Annotated in this window: 15 protein-coding genes; 5 read left to right on the plus strand and 10 right to left on the minus strand. The window is 50.5% G+C overall.

Annotated features, from left to right (window positions below):
- Window positions 1-124: 124 nt before the first annotated feature.
- The 9 genes from Selli1_RS14370 to Selli1_RS14410 all read right to left on the minus strand — a co-directional run bounded on the left by Selli1_RS14370 (window position 125) and on the right by Selli1_RS14410 (window position 12,848).
- On the minus strand, window positions 125-3,835 hold the full coding sequence (locus Selli1_RS14370) for a VaFE repeat-containing surface-anchored protein (RefSeq protein ID WP_281873584.1): 3,711 nt from the start codon (window positions 3,833-3,835) through the stop codon (window positions 125-127).
- A 90-nt stretch (window positions 3,836-3,925) separates the two neighbouring features.
- Window positions 3,926-7,234, minus strand: coding sequence for a TraG/VirB4 family ATPase (locus tag Selli1_RS14375; RefSeq protein ID WP_281873586.1), 3,309 nt, complete (start codon window positions 7,232-7,234; stop codon window positions 3,926-3,928).
- Window positions 7,231-7,887: a DUF5038 domain-containing protein gene (locus tag Selli1_RS14380; RefSeq protein WP_281873587.1), complete on the minus strand. Its 657-nt coding sequence runs from the start codon at window positions 7,885-7,887 to the stop codon at window positions 7,231-7,233. The genes Selli1_RS14375 and Selli1_RS14380 overlap by 4 nt, the downstream gene beginning before the upstream one ends.
- Window positions 7,888-7,897: 10 nt before the next feature.
- Window positions 7,898-9,694 carry a lysozyme family protein gene (locus Selli1_RS14385; protein ID WP_281873588.1) on the minus strand — a complete coding sequence of 599 codons (1,797 nt, stop codon included), beginning with the start codon at window positions 9,692-9,694 and terminating at the stop codon, window positions 7,898-7,900.
- On the minus strand, window positions 9,695-10,612 hold the full coding sequence (locus Selli1_RS14390; RefSeq protein WP_087162271.1) for a hypothetical protein: 918 nt from the start codon (window positions 10,610-10,612) through the stop codon (window positions 9,695-9,697). It lies immediately after the preceding gene.
- A gap of 15 nt (window positions 10,613-10,627) precedes the next feature.
- A complete protein-coding gene (locus Selli1_RS14395) occupies window positions 10,628-11,338 on the minus strand; it encodes a hypothetical protein (RefSeq protein ID WP_087162270.1) in 711 nt (236 codons plus the stop codon).
- Window positions 11,339-11,359: 21 nt separating this feature from the next.
- Window positions 11,360-11,737 (minus strand): hypothetical protein, encoded by a 378-nt coding sequence (locus Selli1_RS14400; RefSeq protein ID WP_015574505.1) that lies wholly within the window; start codon window positions 11,735-11,737, stop codon window positions 11,360-11,362.
- A 360-nt stretch (window positions 11,738-12,097) separates the two neighbouring features.
- Window positions 12,098-12,352 carry a helix-turn-helix domain-containing protein gene (locus Selli1_RS14405; protein WP_087283865.1) on the minus strand — a complete coding sequence of 85 codons (255 nt, stop codon included), beginning with the start codon at window positions 12,350-12,352 and terminating at the stop codon, window positions 12,098-12,100.
- A 154-nt stretch (window positions 12,353-12,506) separates the two neighbouring features.
- Window positions 12,507-12,848, minus strand: a complete 342-nt coding sequence (locus Selli1_RS14410) for a helix-turn-helix domain-containing protein (RefSeq protein ID WP_087202377.1) — start codon at window positions 12,846-12,848, stop codon at window positions 12,507-12,509.
- Between the two features lie 132 nt (window positions 12,849-12,980).
- Between Selli1_RS14410 and Selli1_RS14415 the strand changes: the two genes are divergently transcribed.
- From Selli1_RS14415 to Selli1_RS14435, 5 genes are all read left to right on the plus strand, one after another.
- Window positions 12,981-13,685: a hypothetical protein gene (locus tag Selli1_RS14415; protein WP_281873590.1), complete on the plus strand. Its 705-nt coding sequence runs from the start codon at window positions 12,981-12,983 to the stop codon at window positions 13,683-13,685.
- A gap of 1,386 nt (window positions 13,686-15,071) precedes the next feature.
- Window positions 15,072-15,374 (plus strand): hypothetical protein, encoded by a 303-nt coding sequence (locus Selli1_RS14420; protein WP_281873593.1) that lies wholly within the window; start codon window positions 15,072-15,074, stop codon window positions 15,372-15,374.
- A 47-nt stretch (window positions 15,375-15,421) separates the two neighbouring features.
- Entirely contained in the window at window positions 15,422-15,694 is a 273-nt protein-coding gene (locus tag Selli1_RS14425) for a hypothetical protein (protein ID WP_281873595.1), read from the plus strand.
- Entirely contained in the window at window positions 15,691-16,269 is a 579-nt protein-coding gene (locus tag Selli1_RS14430) for a class B sortase (RefSeq protein WP_330677607.1), read from the plus strand. Before Selli1_RS14425 ends, Selli1_RS14430 begins: the two co-directional genes overlap by 4 nt.
- 29 nt (window positions 16,270-16,298) lie before the next feature.
- Complete coding sequence (locus tag Selli1_RS14435; RefSeq protein ID WP_281873597.1) at window positions 16,299-17,570, plus strand: lysozyme family protein; 1,272 nt, start codon at window positions 16,299-16,301, stop codon at window positions 17,568-17,570.
- A gap of 132 nt (window positions 17,571-17,702) precedes the next feature.
- Here Selli1_RS14435 and Selli1_RS14440 read toward each other — a convergent pair whose 3' ends face one another.
- Window positions 17,703-18,887, minus strand: a complete 1,185-nt coding sequence (locus Selli1_RS14440; RefSeq protein WP_281873599.1) for an IS110 family RNA-guided transposase — start codon at window positions 18,885-18,887, stop codon at window positions 17,703-17,705.
- Window positions 18,888-19,114: the final 227 nt, after the last annotated feature.

Genomic DNA, 19,114 nt, shown 5'->3' on the forward strand with positions numbered 1-19,114 from the left:
TAAACTGTTGATCGTATCTGCTACCCTTTGCCATGCCTGTACTGCCTCCTTTTTATCATCTCTCTTATCATACATGATTTAGGTCTGCATGGCATCTTTACTTTGTACTATTTTTATACTACCACTACTCTAAGGTAAATACAACCTCTACGGAGCCGCTGCGCTCTTCCGGTGTAAATGCGGTTTCAGCCGTGACCGGATTTCCGTCAAGAAGCAGTTCTTCCCCGGTTTCCTGATCCATCAGCACGCCCTTTAAGAGATAGGATGCCCCGGGAATCAGGTTTTCATAGGAAACCGTATCCTTGATGGTTACCTCGCTGTCGGCCAGGATCTCCTGATCCCCGTCCTCCCCGTCTGTGGCAGAGGTGCCGATCTGCGGGAAGTAGATACTTTGCGGATCGGAAGAAATGTCCCTGTGGGACGCAACCACCTGATCTTTATAAAGGATTTCCTCGAAGACCACCAGGGTTTTTCCGGCCAGTGCCTCTGCATTAAAGGTAAAGGTCAGCTCGGTGGTTCCGGAAGTCTCCTCCGGGGTAAATTCTGCTTCAGCCGTCACAGGCTTTTCATCGATCAGCAGCTCTTCGCCGGTTTCCTGATCCATCAGCGTGCCGCGGATCGTGAAGGTTTCCCCGGCAATAAGGTTCGTATATTCCGCCACATCCGTAATGGATGCTTCCGCCTTTGCGAGCCCGGTCTGGTTTCCAAGCTCCGGATTTGCTGCAGTGGTGCTGACAGAAGGCAGAACCAGCGTCTGCTCCGGTGAACTAAGATCCTGGTGGGAAGCGATTTCTTCCTCCCCATAATATAGGGATTCAAAGACAACCAGTGTCTTGCCTGCCGCTTCTGTAGCGTTAAAGGTAAATTCCACATCTACAGTCCCTTCCGAGTTTTCCGGTGTAAAGGTCAGTTCGGAAGTCACGGTTTCCCCGCCAATCTCCAATGCTTCCCCGGTTTCTTTATCCATCAGGATTCCCTGCAGGGTAAGCTCTTCTCCGGCGGGTACGTTGGAATAGGACACCGTATCAATGAGTGTTACCTCTTCATCTGCGTGAGCCATCTGAAGGCCGGTTTCGGAATCTTTCACCTGAGTACCGATCTCCGGGAAGAAGATGGACTGGTCCTGATCCTCGATATCGGCGTGAACAGCCATTTTCAGGTCATCCTGCCACAGTTCCTCGAAGCAGACCACGGTGGTTCCGCCAAGGCCCGTAGCGTCAAAGGTAAATTCTACTTCCACGCTGCCGGTAGATTTTTTCGCCGTAAAGGTCGTCTCTGCCGTGACCGGTTTTCCATCAATCTCAAAAGGTTCCCCGGTTTCTTTGTTCATGAGCGTGCCGACTACCCGGTACTCCACACCTTTTTTCAGCCCTTCATACTCAACCGTGTCAACAATCGTTACCTTGTCATCGGGCTTTGCCATATGGGAGCCGCTTTCTTTATCCAGTGCAGTGGTGGCAATCTCCACCTTGTCATTAGTCAGCGTCCCCAGGTCGATGGTAACGGAATCCCGGTACACTTCTACATCAAAGGTAAGAAGGTTTCGGCCTTCATTGGCTTCACAGCGCTGCTCTTCAATGGTATAGGTATCATAGATCAGGGCGCCTTTGGAGTCATCCGGCTTGGAGGTGCCAAACCAGATGCCGTCTTCTGCAGTCTCACCCCGGTTGGTATTGGAGGTATGTTTGTTCCACTCTGCGGATGTGCTGGCATAACCGTTTTTATCTGTTACGATGGTATGGCTCTCGCCGGTTGTTTTAGAAGTAATAGTAAACGGTACACCTGCGAGACGGGACAGATCCCCGTCACTGACTTTAACAAGCTCCAGATCCCCACGGATGACCTGGTTTTCAATGGATGAGCCGGTTTCGGTCAGTTCCACGATCTTGCCGTCTTCCGTGATGTCAAATTCCAGGGAGATACGGCCCTCGTTCAGATACCCTTCCGGCGCTTTTGTCTCATCCACCCGGTAATGGCCGTAAGGCAGGGCATCTTTCGCCGTGGAAGCCAGCCCCTTCTCATCCGTTACAAGCGTCAGGACGATTTCCCCGTTTTCGTAGGTTTCCCCGTCCACGATCACCGGATTGGCATTTAAGCTGGTGATGGTAAATTCTGCGCCCTCCAAGGTAGCACCGCCCTGAGCGGCAGCTTTCCCGGTTTCGATGTCACGTTTCTGCACTTTGACACCGCCCCGGATGATCTGGTTTGAGATGGAACTGTCTTCTCCAGTCAGGTCCACCATTTCCCCGTTCTTAGAGATGGTAAACTCAGCGGAGAGGGTGCCTTCCCCTAAATAACCGGTGGGAGGCGTCACTTCATCTACACGGTAACTGCCGTAAGGCAGAGCGTCCGCAGCAGTGGATGCCAGTCCAGAGGCATCGGTCTTGATGGTCAGGACGACTTCATCCTTCTGATAGGTCGTTCCATCGACGACTACCGGGTTCTCATTTAATGAGGTGATGGCAAACTCAGCGCCTTCCAGTGTAGCGCCGCCCTGGGGCGTGGTGCCGCCGGTTTCCAAATCTCGTTTCTGTACTTTGACACCTCCCCGGATGACAGCATCCGGTACATCCGGCGCCTGGTAAGCAGAGACAGTTTCTTCCGTACCGCTGCTGGAAATCGGCAGAACGAACACCGTTTCATTGAGCTGGTAGCCTGCTGGCGCTTTGGTTTCCTGGATGGTCACGGTTCCAAGAGGCACGCACAGCGTTTTGCCGTCGCTTGCGTAGTAGAACGCATCTCCGCTGACCTTGTATTCCTCCGTAAAGGAAATCTCCCCGTCTTCTCCTGTACGGAATACCCAGGTGCGGGCAGGCTCACTGCCGCCTGCAGCCGGATCCGTATCGGAGATGGCGGTGTAGAACTTCACGGTAAACTCCGCATCCTTCAGGCTGGCAGCGCCCTGGGGAATGGCATCCTTTAAGTCTGCATCCAGCTTCTGAAGCACCAGGGAGAGGGGATTATTCTGGGGGATTTCCTTGACCTCTGCTTTTGCTGTTTCATTGGAAGAAACGGTCACATCATAGGCATTGATATCCAGGGCGTATCCCGGAGATGGAGAAAGCTCTTTGATCGTGTAGCTGCCGACCTCAAGATCTCCGGATTTGGCATAGCCATTCTCATCGGTGGTCAGTGTCTCTACCAGGTTGCTGCCCTGATAAATGCCGTACTGGGCGCCTTTTAAGCTGTAATTGCCGTTCCCGTCAGAAACGGAGCTGTTTGCCGTGGATTTCTGGATCTCGATCCAGCCGTAGGGCTTTTCGTACCAGCATCCCGCTACGGTCTGGTTGCTGTCAGACGGAATGATAAAGGCACGGAAGGAGTCCGGCGGCGCAGGCAGTCCCTGGATCGCATTGGCGATCTCCACCGCCTTATCAATGTAGCTTTGGGGCGCGCCATAAAAGGCTCCGCTTCCGGCGTCGTAATTGCTGTACACATAGGAAGCCACCAGATGACCGATTACGTAGCGGTCATTTTCAGACCAGCCGCTTAAATAGGTGCCGGCGATGTTCTGCTCTTCATAGCCGTAACCGCCGGGCAGGTAGTAGAGCGCTTTGCGGAGCGCAGAGTCTTTTCCCAGCAGGTCGTACTGATAGCTGCCCGCCGCCGGCGTTCTCTTCATGGGCTGGACACAGTAGGCCGTGCCGTTGTTATCCACAGACATCTTTGTGGTGTAGTAATCGCCATAAGAGATTAATTCACCGGTCTGGAAATTAAGGGTTCCATCCGCCGCATGGGCTGTCAAGGGGCTTGTGATGGCTGTCCCCGCAAGGACGATGGCTGCCATCAGGAAAGCGAAACAGCGGCGGAGGATGTGGGTTTTGATTCGTTTCATAAGTCTCCTCCTTTTCAAAAGGTACAGGGGAATGAAAAAAGGAAGTGCCTGCCCTGCATCAGACACTCCCCATGGGTTGCTTTGGCATCGTTACCCGGCTGCTTTTTGTCTGTGCCGTTCCAGGATCTCCAGAAGTTCCTGCCGGTCCGTAGTGATCAGCTCTTTTTCCAGAGCGGATGCCTTAAATTCCACAGTAATGTTATTGTTATTCGTGGATATCAGACCATTGCCCCGCTGGAAGTGCGTAATGTTAAGAAGCTCCGTTTCGGAAAGATGTAGGATTTGTTTGACGCGCTGCGCCTCTTCCTCTTCCATGTTGAGGACAATTTTAGACTTGCAATTGTTTATGATTCCCTTTCCGTACTTGCCGTCATCCAGGGCAAAAAAGTCATTTAAATCCTGCGTCGCAAAGACGGCAGAACCGCCGTATCCTCGGATGATCTTGGCGATCTCCAGGACAAATTCTGCAGCCAGGCGGTTGCTGGACGCACCGATGAGCTGCCAGACCTCATCCACGAAGATGGCTTTTTCCTCCGTTCGGTTCTCCTTTGCGATATCCCAGACATAATCCAAGACGGTAAACATGCCCACTGTCAATAGATCCCCGGTCAGCTCGGAGATATCGAGAACCGTATACTTATTGGTCAGATCCACGTTGGTTTCCTGGTTAAAAGAGGAAGCAGAGCCGTGGACCAGCCGGTTTAAGATGTGGGCCATGCGTTTCGTGTCATCGCTTTCCATCAGGATATCGTAGACATCTTCCAGGATCGGCATGGGTTTATACCGGTCCGGATGAGCCGGATCGATCAGGGACTCGTTTTTGTGGGTGATCCCCTTTTTGGCATAGGTCTTGATCAGCGCCTCATCGAGAAGCTGCCGCTCCTCATGGGTCATGTCCGGGATGAGCAGGCTGAAGAAGATATGCAGCTTCTGGATCTTCCCGGCCAGTGCCGAGTTGTCCATGGAAGGACCGTCCAGCAGCTCATTGACGGAGTTATCCGTTTTCCGGATCTCCATGATGTTGATGCAGTTCCGGCTGGCGGGGGAAATCTGGATGAACTCCCCGCCGATATTCTTGCAGGCCCGGTAGAACTCATGCCCTTTCAGCGGCGCTATGATGAAGACTTTGATGTTCTTGCGCCGCATCCGGGTGGCAAAAAGCTGCATGGTAAAGGTTTTCCCTGCACCGGAGCAGCCCAGGATCGCCACGTTGGCATTTTTGTACTGCCTGGAATCAAAGATATCCGCAATGACAAGGCTGTTGTTGTGCTTGTTGACACCAAATAAAATCCCGTTGTCATCACAGATGGAGTAGCTGACAAAAGGATAGCAGCTTGCCGCCCCGCTGGTTAAAACGTTCCGCCTGGAAAGCTGATACAGCTTCTTATCCAGAGATGCCAGGGGCAGCGTGGATAAAAAGCCCTGCTCCTGCAGAAAGTAGCAGGTTCTCAGGTCCATGTCCTGGGAGATCAGGAGCTTTTTCATCTCCTGTACCCGCCACTGCAGCTCCTCTAAAGTAGAGGCTGTGACGGTAATGAGAAGGCTCATGTAATAGAAGTCTTCATTATTCGCCAGCCCCTGTTTTAAGAAATAACCGGAGCGGATGGCGGAATCCAGGTCGTCATAGTCGGTATTGGTATCCGAGGCGTCCTTGATCTTGGAACGGTTGATCCGGATCTGTTGTCCCAGCCGCTGCTGGATCTTATCCTTTGGCTGCCGGTGGAGATAAAAATCCACGTCAATGCCTTCCCCGGCGTTTACCAAAAGAGACAGCCACCCCGGCACCACCCGGCTTTTGTAGCCGGATGACGGTACGTACAGATAGGAGTGGTAGACCCCGTTGATCAGCACATAGCTGGAGTGCCGGAAATCCAGGGTTTCCGGAGAGAGAAATTCACTGATGCGGATATCCTCATCGGCACGGTTCTCCTTTGCGTACCGTGCCAATACGGAAGCAATGCGCTCCTGCAAGGGATGGGTGGTGCAAAGGGAGCGGTTTAAGAGGGTGTACAACACATCCGTGGTAAACTCATCCGGATTTTCATGTTCTGTCACCTCATTGCCGCACTGGTACAGAAAGGTCTTGGCTGTCTGCGCCGTCGTCTCCAGGGATTCTAAGATCTCCCGTTCCGTCACCTTCCGGTTGGCGTTAAAAGGTTCATATTCCATAACAAGGAAGAACCGCCGGGAAACGGCCTCCCTGGAACTTAGGTTCCGGACAAACTTCAGGTAATCCTCCTGCAGCTCCCGGCACCGGGGATCCGTTTCATTTTCCAGCTCCTGTCTGGATTTCTCCAGATGCTGGTTGATGTCCGCCCGTTTGGAGATCATCTTGATCTGCAGCTTTACCGGGCTGATTTTCAGGTAGCTGATAAAGCTGTAGATGATCCCCATCTGCTCCCTGGCACTTCGGAGCAGGAAGTTGATGGGCTCGACTTCCAGGATTTTTACATACCGGCCATCCGTTGTGTAGATGACACCGTGGGCAATCTTTTCAATCGGAAGATAGTCCTCTATGGTCTGAAACTTCCGTTTCTTTTTCCTGCCGGAAGATTGGGAAGCCATGCGGCTCGATTTGGAAGCAGCCTTTTGCGGTGCCTCCGCATCCTTCGTCTTTGCCTTGCGAGCCTCTGCCTTGCGGGCCGCTTTCGTCTGCCGTGCAGCAAGGCGGGCGTCCTGCGCAGCCTGTTTCTTTTTGGCACGGAGCTTTTCCTTCTCCGCCCGCTCTTCCCGGCGCTTTGCTATCTTTGCGCATTTCTGCTCATAGGCTAACTGCCGGATATCTTCTCTGGCCTGCCTGCGGATGCCCCGCCGGGTGGAGGTATCGAAGGATTTATGCTCACGAACCTTTGGCTCCCGTTTCTTTTTCCGTTTCGTTTTCCCAGAAGGAGTGGGGGAAGGGGAGCCGGACAGATCCTGCTGGGGCGCCTCTTTCGTGGGAGGTGCATCGTCCTGCTGACCGGCCCCCTCAAAAGGGGGAGAATCCTCCAAAGAGCCCTTTTTCGCCTTTTTCTTCCGGCGTTCCCGTTTGGCGGGTTTTTTGGCTTCTTTCGTGCCAGGCAGCTTCTGCCGTTTCTTCTTTGGCTCCGGCATTGCGTCAGAGCGGTAAATCACCCGCCGGTTCTTCAAAAAACGCAGGGCGTTCATAAGGAAAGCGGTGATGCTTTCCCCGCCGATCCCGATGAGGGATACCATAGCTGCCGGCAGTGCGGTCATGCACAGGATGATGATGCGGGTGGTCAGGGAAAACGGCAGGTGGACCACCGGCACCCCGATCAGCAGGGCGAAAATAATGGCTTCAATGGCATTGCGGATGTCAAAGGTGCCGTTTAAGATCTTGCCCTTTTCGATGAAGTTTGGCGGGATAAAGGAGGTCCGCTGCTCATCCGGATTGCTCATGGCAGCACCTCCTCTCCGTCCTGGGTGTTCTGTGCGGGATCCGCAGCATTTGCGGAAGCTCCGCTTTGCGTAGTTCCCGTTTCTTCTGTCCCGGTATCCGGTGCAGGCTCTTCTGGTGCGGTCACATCCGCATAGCCGCCTTCCTGGCGCTGCTCCACTTCACTGCTGGAGACAGGGGGCAGGGTATCCAGCACCGGTTTTTCATAGGTCTGCCCGGATGTCCCCAGCACCGTCCGCTCCTCTCCAAAAGAAAAAGCACCCGTCATGGTGTCATAGAACACTGGAAGGGTGCTGTCATCGGACAGGAGAAAATGCAGTTCAACTGTGGTGGTATCCGGATACCCGGTTTCATCCGGCAGATATTCTGCCGATGTAATGTCTGTCTGCCCGGTACGGGTAAGATATACCGGAAACTGCTCCCTTAAGGATACAGTCTGGGCGGAAGAGAAGAACTGGCTCAGCTCTTCAAAGGATAAAAAGTCCATCTCCGTCAGCTTCTCCGGCTGGTTGCTTTCTTCCTGGGAAGCGGTCTCTTCTTGAGACTTTGTATCCGGTGTTTCATTTCGTTCCCGGAGCCTGGAAGGAAGAAAGATGGCGACCAGCAGGAGAAAGAGCATCAGGAGGATGGACAAAATCAGTTTTATTCTGCTCATAAACGCTCCTTTATTTCTTCTCGAAAATCCAATACTGCGAGGATGTCGCATGGATTTCCGTCATCATGTCAAATGCACGGTTCACATAGTTCTTGGACTCGCTGTCATTGGGATCATTGACCAGCACCTTCCCGTCTGCGGTCAGCCCGCGCAGGACAATAAAGTGTCCGGCTGAGGTAAATAACCCCGGCCCCTGGGAGGAGATCACCGGGCGCCCTTCGGAAAGGGCCTGCAGGACCGCATTGGCGTCCATGGTCTGGGTGACGCTCCCGCATCCGAAATGAGAAGCCGCCGCCTGGAAATAGGACCAGTAGGTGCCAGCCCCCGGCTTATAGTAGGAATTGCCGCACCAGGCGACTGCATCCACCGGAGTTATGGTGCTTCCGGTCAGGTAGCTTGCTACCATGGCAAAGGCAGTAGGGCCGCAGCCGCAGTCCGCAATCGAACCGGTGCCATAAGGGATGTTTCCGTATTCCGTCTGGATGTAGAGGGGGATCTGCATCCCGCCTGCCGGGTAAGTGCCGCCGGTATTCAGTACCTGGTAATAGCGCAGGACATGATCCACGTACTCCTTGTCCCCGTAGATGGAATAGTTCCAGCCGGGCCGGGCGCACATCATGTCGGAGTAGGCAATGGCGTTTTCCTTTGTGTAGCCGCCGTCCCGTTCCATGGCCCAGTCGATGTAAGCGGAACCGTAATTATAGCCCTGGAGGGCCAGCTTGATCCGGTCCAGGTCCGTCGGCCCGGTGCATCCGGCTTTTGTCAGTACATCCCGCAGCGCCTGGATGCCGCACTCAATGGAGTATTCCGGATCGGTGATCGTGCCGGGGCCTCTGGGGAACCGGGTATTGTATCCGCTTTCCGATGCCTGCATGGGATCGCTTCCCCGTCCGCCGGATTCCTGCATCATGACGGCCAGGATCAGCTCCACATAATCGCTCATCCCATACCGGGCGGCAATCTCGGATACCAGTGGTCGGTAGGCAAGCACCTCATCACTTAAGTTGATCGCCATAGCCGTGCCGGAGGCAGCGCCAAAGAAGAGGGTCAGGTTACTGGCGTAGTTTTCCGCCAGTTCCTTTTGTTCCTCGCTCAAGTAAAATACATGGTCAGCAAAATAGGCGTCACCGGCAAAGGAAACGGTATAGGTATAGCGGGTAAATGTAACGGTTTCCGTCTGAGGAGTTTCCCCTTCTGCGGTTTCCGTCTCCACTTCCACAGAAACGGTTTCTTCCGCTACATCATAAGAAAAAAGCCCGTCCTTGTTTTCCCGGATCAGGCTTTGGAGTTTGTCAATATTGATATTTTCATAATCATCCTGGCTCGCACAGAACTGGGAGATTAAAAGATGGGCATTGACCGCTATGGTCGTCTCATAGGGATCTACGATCTGTACGGTGGACCCCTCCGGAAGAGCGGCAATGGCACTGTTGATCTCTACTAAAAGATCCGCATGGCTTTCTTCCAGGACTTCCACAATCGCCTGCCTGGCGTTCTGGATATTTTCATTGATCAGGGCATTGCTGTTTAAAGCCCCGGTGTTTTCTGTCAGGGATCCGAAGATCAGCCCCGGCAGCATCAGGATGAAAAGGACAGGAAGCAGTAAAAACCCCAGGATAACGGCTCCGGCTTTCAAAAGAGTATGCCGGTTTGCGATGGCAGCACTGATGGCTGCCGTAAAGGGACCGGCTGCCGCACCCGCCACGGTCTTGGACAGATGGGCGGCGGTCTTCATGGCCTGTAAGTGGGAGGCTGCACTGGTGCCTACATCGACAGCTTCCCCAAGGCCGGAGCTTTGCTCCGCCATTTACATCCGGTCCTTTCGCTGGGGTGCCGGCGGCAGCTTCTGGACAATGGATTCGTTGTAGGCGACTTTTCCATTGCCAGCGTCATACGGTGTTTTCTCCACCGTATCCTGCGCATACTGCTTATACCAGGCAGCGCCGTCCACAGATTGGACAGTCTCAAAGCTGCCATGGGTAGGCGCCGCATATTGGTCAGCACTGTAAAGGGCAAATTCCCGGCTGCCGGCATCCGTTTTTTCCACGCCGGTCATCCGTCCACCGCCAATCTCCATGTTCGAGTAGGTGGCAGCATCCGGAGCAGAGGTGTCGATTCCCATGTAGGAGGCATAGGCTTTTGCCGCATCCTCCCCTTTGATAGAGCCGACCTGCCCGTAATTGCCCTGGGCGATATTGCTGATCACGTGATTGGCAAAGTCTCCGCCTTTCTTGAGCGAGGACTGATAGAGCATATTCCCGACGCTGGGCCCTTCCGAATAGTGGGTAGCAGCATTGACGGCTTCCCGCTGTACCTGGCGTCCCACTGCACCGGCAAGCCCTCCGGAGAGAAAGCTGCCGCCAACGGCTGCGCTTCCGGGAGAGGATGCCCTGCGGTATCCGCCGCCACCACCATGCCCATGGAAGGCTCCGGCAAGGCCCCGGCCTGCAATGAGCAGCTCCGCCATCATGTTCCCGCCGGTGTTTCCTACATTAATCCCTAGGGATGCCATAAAGCTGTCGATCTTCTGGGAAACCTTGAGGAAAGCAATGGCACAGAGGAACCAGATGAACACATTTCCGGTCACGGCTTCCTTTCCCTGTTCTGCTACGGCTTCCTCCACCTGGGCTTCTGTCAGCTCTGCCGCAAAGACCGGCATGGAGCAGAACAAAACCAGGCAGGAAACCAGTACCAGGGCAGTGAGGATTGGTTTTTTGTATTTCATGGACTCCTCCTTTCATCAGAGTGATAACGGGTTTGCGAGGAAAGTGCCGACCATGCTGGTAAACAGCCGCAGGCACCAGGCGTTCATCAATAATAGGAAGAACTGCCCGCCCAGCATCCGGCACCAGGAATGGAAGATGTTCCCGGTGGACTGGGAGGCACCTGTGGCAAAGGCAACCGGCGCCGTATAGACCAGCACACCCAAAAGGATGTAGCGTTCCGCTGCCTCAAAGAGCAGCTTGATGTAATTCCACGCCAAAATCAAAACTAAAATCAGGGCGATAATCGCCACGGCTCCATTGGCGCATACACCCAGGATGACGGTGATGACTGAATTGAAGCTGGCAAAATCCAGGGAGGGAAGCTCCTCCGTTAAGATCCAGTCATAAGGCGTCCCGGCGATGCCAAGGAGCAGGTTCACGATGTCTTCCGCATAAAAGGCCAGGAAGATAAAAATAAAAGAACGGATGGAAAGTTTCAGGGGATCCTCCGCTTCGATTCCGGCACCCATGAAGTAGTTCTTGAAAAGCTGCCACACCCAGTTTAAGAGGATGAGGCCAAGAGCCAGTGCCAGAAACACATCGTACATGGTTTCAGCTGCAGGAAAATAGCGCAGGAACGTGTCCATGGAGCAGCCGAGGGCGCCCAGGACTGAAGTGGTGATCAGATCCAGGATGTTCATGACCTGTTCTGCGATCCATTCCACGATTCCGTCCAGTATTCCCATGTGGTTTCCTCCTTTCCGGGCTTATCCGCTGTATGTGCCTCCGGCAAAGAACGGGGTAATGTATGCCATAATAAAACCAAGGCCGTTCAGAATCGCCCAGGTAATGATGATCCGCTTCAGCCAGGCACGGCTCTCATCCACGGTCTTGCCGGATTTCGAGAAATTCATCAAAAGCAGCGCCACGGATGCGGTCACTACGGCGGCAATGGTGGATATGAGGACGATCTGGTTATAAACATCCTTCATGATCTCATTGGCCTTGTCCCACATATTGGAAGCAAGCACCGGCTGGACATTCGCTGCGATAAGCGTAAAGAGCAGGAAGGCTGCGTAGAGGTATTTCCCGTAGCAGACCGTCCGCTTTTTCTCCGGTGAAGAGTTTGCAGGTAACTGTTTCATGTATGACCTCCTTCATTGATCTTGAAAAAACGGACGGGATTGCTTTTCCCGCCCGTGCTTATAATTTCCTGCCTCAAAAAGCAAAAGCAGCCCGGTCAATGCGGACTACTTCTGCAAAGCCATATGAAGTTGTTGAAGGGAAACCTCCTTTCCCTGCACGAAAAAACGCAGCCAATCCGGGCGGGAGGCTGCCGCCTTTGGATGCGCTGCGTTTTCGCTGCATATAATTTTGACAGTACCTATTGTAACACGGGGAAATTTACGGCACAATCGCAAAACCGTGCCAGTTTCGTGCGAAACCGGGAAGAATGTGTGCCACGTTCAGAACGAAGAGAAAGTGAAAATGTTTGGGGAGATAAATTATTCCGAACCTGGGAGATGGACATCCCGAAAGAAGGTGTTATAGTCCACCTGAAAGATCTGGGACAGACCAGCAAGGACCGAGATGCGGATGCTGTAGGTACCGCCTTCGATCTGAGAGTAGATGCTCCGGGTGATGTCGAGATCCATAAGCTGCAGTTTGGAAACCACCTGGTCCTGCGTCAGTTTCCGCTCCATACGGAGGGAGCGGATGGTTTCGCCAATCTGAATATCCTGTTTCAGTTTTTGTTCCATGAAAGAAGCCTCCTTTTTCGTGTTTCCGGGAGTATGCCGAAACTGATCTCGTGAATTTGCAATGTATTCATTGCAGTTTCCTTGATTCTACTGGATATTCCGAGTATAATTGCAATGTATTCATTGCAAAACCGCAGGGGCTTAGGCCCTGCGGTCAGTTCTGTTTCTCTACCAGGGAGGCTTTGGAGAGCAGCTCCTGGATCGTTTCGATGGTTTTGTTATCCAGGGAGCTGACATATTGGATGAGGTTTAAGGCAGCCGGTGACATCCTGTAATCATGCGCCTGGCATAAAAGCCAGCGATCCATAGACAGGCTGAAGGTTTTGGAAAGGACCATGGCAACTTCCAGAGATGGAAGTTGTTGTCCACGTTCAATCTTGGTATAGTATGAATAGGAAATGCCTGCTTTTTCTGCAGCATATTCCTGGGTGTATCCGAGCTGGAGCCGTCGTTCCTTCAGGATCCTGCCGATCCGCCTGATTTCAGATTGTTCCATGTTCTTTACACCCCCTTTCCATGTTTGCCTTTATGGTAAGACATAAATAGTGTCTGAACCACACACTATTTATGCTCATAACAGACACAAATAATGCTTGTTAAAGACATAAATAAAGCGGGAGGAAGGACGATGCAGAAGGGAAAGTATTATCGGATGAGGAAAGAACTGGTATGGGGAGCGGGCATCCTGGCTGCCCTGCTTCTTTTTTTCACAGCTTTTGGGAAAATGAAAGATACGGCAGATATGCCGCAACAGGAGGAGTTCACTTCTATGGAGTATAAAGAATTGCCAGCAGTCCAGTCGGAATTGTCGGATTCGGAGGGCTGTTATCTGTGTGGTACAGCAAAGGAAAGCCTGATGGGATATTTCCGGCAGTTTGATGATCTGGGGATTATCAGTGTAAACCAGTGGTATGTGCTGGATTTCGGCATCCTGCCTCATGAGGAGGACGGAGCAGATACCAGTGGCACCAGGACTGCCATGACAGGCACCGGGGAAGGCGGAGATTTCTTTTCCAGCACACAGACACCCTCCCGTGGGATTTCCACGGTGAAAGTCAGTTATGGGGAAGATAGCATCCTGGATGTGGAGAAGGCAAAAACCATTCTCTGCCAGGACTGCCTGGATAAGCTGCTCGCTGTCATGGAAACCTACGGACCGGAAGGGGAGGAACCAAAGCCCAGGGATCTTTGTCTGGTGGATTTTCAGACGCTGGAGCTGTATTCCCTGCAGGAGCAGCATGCCAGCTACTACATCCGGGATTATTATGTACGGCTGGATCAGACGGATGACGGGATGGAGGTGGAAGCGGTCTATGCACCGGAAAGAAAGTAGCGGGAACCTGCAGATACATTTTGAAAATTCCATGTCTTTATGGCTTCTCATATTTTTTTCTGATATTTTTTGAAGTGAAGCAAAGAAATGAAAGTGTGGATATGATGATTCTGAAACAATCGGCCTCTGCAAAACTTCAAAGGGCAGACGGGGGATATGCTGCATCAGAACAGTCAAAGAAATGTTTCAAAGCCAATCACGAAAAGCTATTTCATTCTGATTAATAATGCGGGGCGGCAGCACTTTGTGCTGTCCCCCCGTGCTTGACTATCTGTAAAGGCTAACAAGAATGTCAATGCCAATGCGCGTTCATCTTGATCGTTGCCTGGCTCGGCTGCCTTTGCCACTTTTTTTACAAATCCATTTTCTCAATCTTGCGAATACCAATATGGGTAAATAATATTCCCGCACAAATAGAATAAAGGAGAAAAAGCATTGTAGAGAGTGCGATTTGTGAGCTGTTTGAAGAAGTTACAACTATGTAATGTAATGGCGAGAGATATTTTATCCCGTCTATATAAGACATTAAATTCATTATGATATAGAGAATCATGTACACGCCTACACATACAAGTGTCTTCAACCTTGTTGCCATTAGCATTACGAGAAAAATCGTTATCAGCCAAAACATACAATTACAAATGATTTGAGCGACTTCCATACTCACATTACTATCATAGAATATGCCGCTTGCAACATTTGGATTGTGAACAAGCACAGCATAATAAAATACGATACTCGTTAGAACTAATAAAATATCTATGAATACCGAAAAAATTAACAGTGCTAATTCTTTGCCTCCATATATCAATTTTCGGATACCGATTCGATTTATGTATAAGCGAATACTCTTATTCTCAATTTCTGATGCCAAACTTCTTCCAATGATTGCAGATAAAATCACATTGAAACAGATGGGAATGTAATTTCCTAAAACCAAAGGTGCTTGAAGCCCTTGAAAATCCCGTAAAACGGGCGTTTTCAAGGGCTTTTTTGCGTTCTGGAGCGAATCCGTAAAGTATCATAAATTATCGTATTTTACGGGTAAATTTGGGGGATTTTTGGGGGAAGAGTTGGGGGAAGGCTATCCCCCAAATGCCATGTGAAACTTCGCCTCTTTCTTCTGAAATGAACAGGAGAAGTTTGCGTACCGTTTCTTTTTGGGGGATAACACTATCCCCCAAATTTGAACGTGAGTGAGTGTATCTTCCCCCAAATTATCATAAGTTATCAGCAGAAGAAACAGGCAAACTCTGTTTATGAATAAGTGAATATGGATAGATTTTGCAAAAGGTCGTTTGTTCTTTATAGTAGAGAGCAAGCGGCTTTTTTGCGTTCTATAAATATGTGGCTTTTGCCAGATTTAAAGAAAGAGAGGAAATGTCAATGAAAAATGACGACAACAAGATCAAAGATGTAAGAAACACTGTAAATCTGATTTCCGGGGCCTATACATTACCCTTGATCAACAAACTTTTTCCCAACAGCCAGAGGATTGAGGACATGGAGGATATTTATTTCTCCATAACTGCATTGGTGGATACAGACAGAATCAGCGAGGCGTTCCATATGATAAGAGGATTGTTTGGAATTGGGGGTATAGAATACTCGCAGGAGATCGCACAGTTGACGCTTAAAAGAGGAGCGGCCCACGGACGCCGTGGACGATGTTCTCTTAAAGGTTATTGAAAAGATGGAGGTGCCGCCGGAGAAACCACGAAGGGGGCACAGACGCCATGAAGAGCGGTAGCAGGAAAAGCACATGGATTTTTGCCATTCTCGGCATTTTCCCCGTTATCTGGTTTGCCCTGCTGACAGCGCCTTATCTGTCCGGCGGCCTGATCGGTATCGTGAAAGGACTGCCGGAGGCGATGGACCATCCGTTTTCTATGGAACTCTGTAAGGACAGCGCAAAAACTGTCCTTCTTTTTTTACTGGCGTATGGACTGGGGATCGGGATCTACTTGTCCACCCGGAGAAAGAACCGGCGGGAGAGGAGCAGGAAGTGATTTCTCCCTTAGAGCGGTATGCCGAACTGTTTTCCATGAACAATGATATGGCCGGATGGATTCAGATTGAGGACACACCGATCAACTATCCGGTCATGTATACGCCGGACAACCCGGATTATTATCTGAAACACAATTTTTACAAGGAATCCAGTGCTTATGGTGTTCCCTATATCGCAGAGCATTGTGATCCGATGGAACCCAGCGACAATGTGATCATCTACGGACACCACATGAACAACGGTTCCATATTCGCCGGACTGATGAACTATGAGGACCGGGATTTCTATGAGCGGCATAAAACGGTCCGTTTTGATACGCTGACGGAAACCGCTGAATATGAAGTGATCGCAGTATTCAAGACCACGGTCTATGACGATACCGGATTCAAGTTCTATCTCTTTTCTCATGCAGAGACGGAAAAAGAGTTTACGGACTATGTGGAGCAGTGCAGGGAACTTGCCCTTTATGATACGGGAGTGACCGCAGAATATGGAGACAAGCTGCTTACCCTGTCCACCTGCGAATATTCCAATACCAATGGAAGGCTTGTGGTTGTGGCTAAGAAGATCTGAAAATCCCATATCCGAAAGGAGGGCAGGCGATGGGAAGAACGATCAAAACCCGCCACGTCCAGAAGGATATCAAAGTATTGGATAAAACCGTGACAGCGGCGGAGCATATGAAAGGGGCCTATATCCGGACAAGAGACAGCGCAGAGCAGACACAGGGAAGAGAACAGGGAACCCCGGTAGGTTATGCCGAAGACCAGGTTATGGAGAAAGGGGAGAGAGCCGCCCGTGGAACAGTTCAGCAGGCAGGAAAACAGGGGGAAAAAGTAATCCATGCTGTCCGGGAGAGGGGCAGAGCGAAAAATGAGGCAGAGGCTTTCCGGGAGAAGAACGGAGAGCCTTCCGCCTCTTCTTTTTCGTCCGGTACAGAAAAGACTTACCAGCCGAAAGAGCAGATGAAAAACCGGACAGGAGCGCAGGCCGGTCGGACCGCCAGAAGGCAGGCCGCCGGAGGAAGGGAGACTGGAAAGAAAGGAACGCAGATCCGGGAACTTCCAAAGCAGACAGTCAAGGCGTTTGATCGGGGAGAGAAAACAATCAAAACAGCCCATGCTTCTATAAAAACTTTCGGGAAAGCGGCAGTGAAAGGCACAGGGAGGACAATCAAAACAGCGGAACGGACCGGGCGCAGCGCAGTCCGGACTACGGAAATGGCTGCCAGAACTGCAGGACAGGGAGCAAGGACTGCGGTGTTGACCACGCAGCGGACTGCTGTTGCCGCAAGACAGGCGGCGATTGCGGCGGCGAAGGCTGCAAAAGTGACTGCAAAGGCAGTAGCTGCTGCAGTAAAGGCTGTTATTGCGGCTACAAAGGCTCTTGTCTCCGCTATCCTCGCGGGCGGCTGGATCGTGGTGTTGATCCTTGTAATTGTCATTCTATTTGGAGCGCTGTTCAGCATGGTGGGAGGAAGTAACTCCAGTACCGTTGCTCCTGTCAGCGCAGAGGTAGAGGCGTATGAGCCATTGATCCGGCAGTATGCCAGACAGCACGGGATTGAGGAATATGTGGAACTGATTAAAGCGGTCATGATGCAGGAGAGCGGCGGACAGGGAACCGATCCCATGCAGGCGTCCGAGTGCGGGTATAATACCCGTTATCCCAATACGCCAAACGGGATCACAGATCCGGAGTATTCCATTGATGTAGGTATCCAGAACCTTGCGGCTTGTCTGCGGGAGGCGGGCGTGGAAAACCCGGTGGATATGAATCATGTAAAACTGGCACTGCAGGGATACAATTATGGGAACGGGTATATTTCCTGGGCGAAAGAGAATTATGGAGCTAACTATATAAAAATCAAGTAGTTTTTTTAAATATTGAATTTTAGTTAGTAAAAGTATGTACTTTGAAAATATGTGAATCATTATGGATTTTGTGGCACAACAAACAGACCTTCCAAAGAAGGCTCATTGTAATAAGCTGGGTTGTAAGGATAGCTATATCAGTAACGCAGGATCAAAGGTCTGTCCGGTACTTAAAAGATGATAGATGATTCTTAAAAGTTTTCTGATACAGTGCCCCTGAGCACATCTGTGACCTTTGCCTTCGGCTAGCTTTTTGTTGTAATAAGCAGTGAAGACCCTGTTGTGATTGATAACCGGCAAGATAATCTGATACAGTGTTTTTCTCAGATACCGGGAACCTTTCTTGGTGATTGCGGTATGCCGGGCGAGAAACTGACTGGATTCATAGTGATATGGGGCGACACCGGCAAATTTAATGATTTGAGATGCTTTCGTATAGTTGCAAATATCTCCCAATTCCGCTAAAATAGAAGTAGCAGAGAAGTGTGAAATTCCTGGTATGGAGAGGATAGGAGAGTTGTTTTGCAGGGAGAACTCTTCTATCTTTTTGTCTATTTCAGAAAGTTGTTCTTCTATCATTTCAATCTGACAGACAAGATGTCTGATCTGAATTTCTTCAGCAACAGAAGAGATGCCGACAGAAGCCTTGGCTGTTGTTTTCAGCTGTTCGGCAGACAGTTGGATTCGTTTTCCGCGTCCCTCATATTCAAAACATTTCCGGATGATCCGGATATCGGAGTTTGCAATCTTTTCAGCAGAAGCAAATGTTTTTAAAACATTCATGTAAACAATGCCATACTTTGAACGGAATAAGGAATTCAATTCGGGGAATACGATATCAATGCATTTCTGAAGCCGGTTTTTGTAGATGTTTAATTCCTCTTTCAGGTTGTGGTGATGGCGTGTCAGCTGCTTTTGTTCATAAAGGTCGAAACGGTTTACTTTTGTAATGCGATAAGGCTTTTTACGCTGATTCGAGCCGATGACATCACAAATGGTAAGAGAATCCAGGGGATCGTTTTTGGTAATGCCGCCCTGAAGTTTTCTGGTAAGGTCAGTAGTGGTTGGGTTGATCAGAGCAACCGTATAGTGTCTGTCAAGAAGATATTTGAGTAAGGCAAAGTGATAATGCCCGGTATCTTCCATGCCAATAAGAAGCTGTGATTTGTCATAGCTGCTTAGTTTTCCGATGAGTGACAAGAAACCTTCTTGATTGTTATGAAAAACAGAAGGATTTGAAAGTATTTCACCGGTTTGTTTGTCAATGATGGAGAAGATGTGTTGGTGTTTGCCAATGTCAATTCCGACTAAAATCATGATAATACATTCCTTTCGTAAAAAATATGTAATGTGTTATCCACAGCACTTACTTCGTAAAACCTGGTACAAGATAGGAATTCAAGACTCATCTAACTAATCATTATTTAGAAATAAGGTGTGGTAAGAACCTCCATAAAGTAGTCAAAGCCACAGGATAAAAAATACAAATCCACATCACATATTTACATCATACAAATATAGAATACCGTAATCAGCCACGGATG

The organism is Sellimonas catena (assembly GCF_027924685.1).
Lineage (GTDB): Bacteria > Bacillota > Clostridia > Lachnospirales > Lachnospiraceae > Sellimonas > Sellimonas catena.

What these genes read in the sequence shown, in the direction of transcription:
- Selli1_RS14415 (WP_281873590.1), top strand. Translation starts at nt 12,981, where the DNA reads ATGCAGAAGGGAAAGTATTATCGGATGAGGAAAGAACTGGTATGGGGA.
- Selli1_RS14395 (WP_087162270.1), bottom strand. Translation starts at nt 11,338, where the DNA reads ATGGGAATACTGGACGGAATCGTGGAATGGATCGCAGAACAGGTCATG.
- Selli1_RS14425 (WP_281873595.1), top strand. Translation starts at nt 15,422, where the DNA reads ATGAAGAGCGGTAGCAGGAAAAGCACATGGATTTTTGCCATTCTCGGC.
- Selli1_RS14420 (WP_281873593.1), top strand. Translation starts at nt 15,072, where the DNA reads ATGAAAAATGACGACAACAAGATCAAAGATGTAAGAAACACTGTAAAT.
- Selli1_RS14435 (WP_281873597.1), top strand. Translation starts at nt 16,299, where the DNA reads ATGGGAAGAACGATCAAAACCCGCCACGTCCAGAAGGATATCAAAGTA.
- Selli1_RS14400 (WP_015574505.1), bottom strand. Translation starts at nt 11,737, where the DNA reads ATGAAACAGTTACCTGCAAACTCTTCACCGGAGAAAAAGCGGACGGTC.
- Selli1_RS14370 (WP_281873584.1), bottom strand. Translation starts at nt 3,835, where the DNA reads ATGAAACGAATCAAAACCCACATCCTCCGCCGCTGTTTCGCTTTCCTG.
- Selli1_RS14385 (WP_281873588.1), bottom strand. Translation starts at nt 9,694, where the DNA reads ATGGCGGAGCAAAGCTCCGGCCTTGGGGAAGCTGTCGATGTAGGCACC.
- Selli1_RS14375 (WP_281873586.1), bottom strand. Translation starts at nt 7,234, where the DNA reads ATGAGCAATCCGGATGAGCAGCGGACCTCCTTTATCCCGCCAAACTTC.
- Selli1_RS14410 (WP_087202377.1), bottom strand. Translation starts at nt 12,848, where the DNA reads ATGGAACAATCTGAAATCAGGCGGATCGGCAGGATCCTGAAGGAACGA.
- Selli1_RS14405 (WP_087283865.1), bottom strand. Translation starts at nt 12,352, where the DNA reads ATGGAACAAAAACTGAAACAGGATATTCAGATTGGCGAAACCATCCGC.
- Selli1_RS14390 (WP_087162271.1), bottom strand. Translation starts at nt 10,612, where the DNA reads ATGAAATACAAAAAACCAATCCTCACTGCCCTGGTACTGGTTTCCTGC.
- Selli1_RS14440 (WP_281873599.1), bottom strand. Translation starts at nt 18,887, where the DNA reads ATGATTTTAGTCGGAATTGACATTGGCAAACACCAACACATCTTCTCC.
- Selli1_RS14380 (WP_281873587.1), bottom strand. Translation starts at nt 7,887, where the DNA reads ATGAGCAGAATAAAACTGATTTTGTCCATCCTCCTGATGCTCTTTCTC.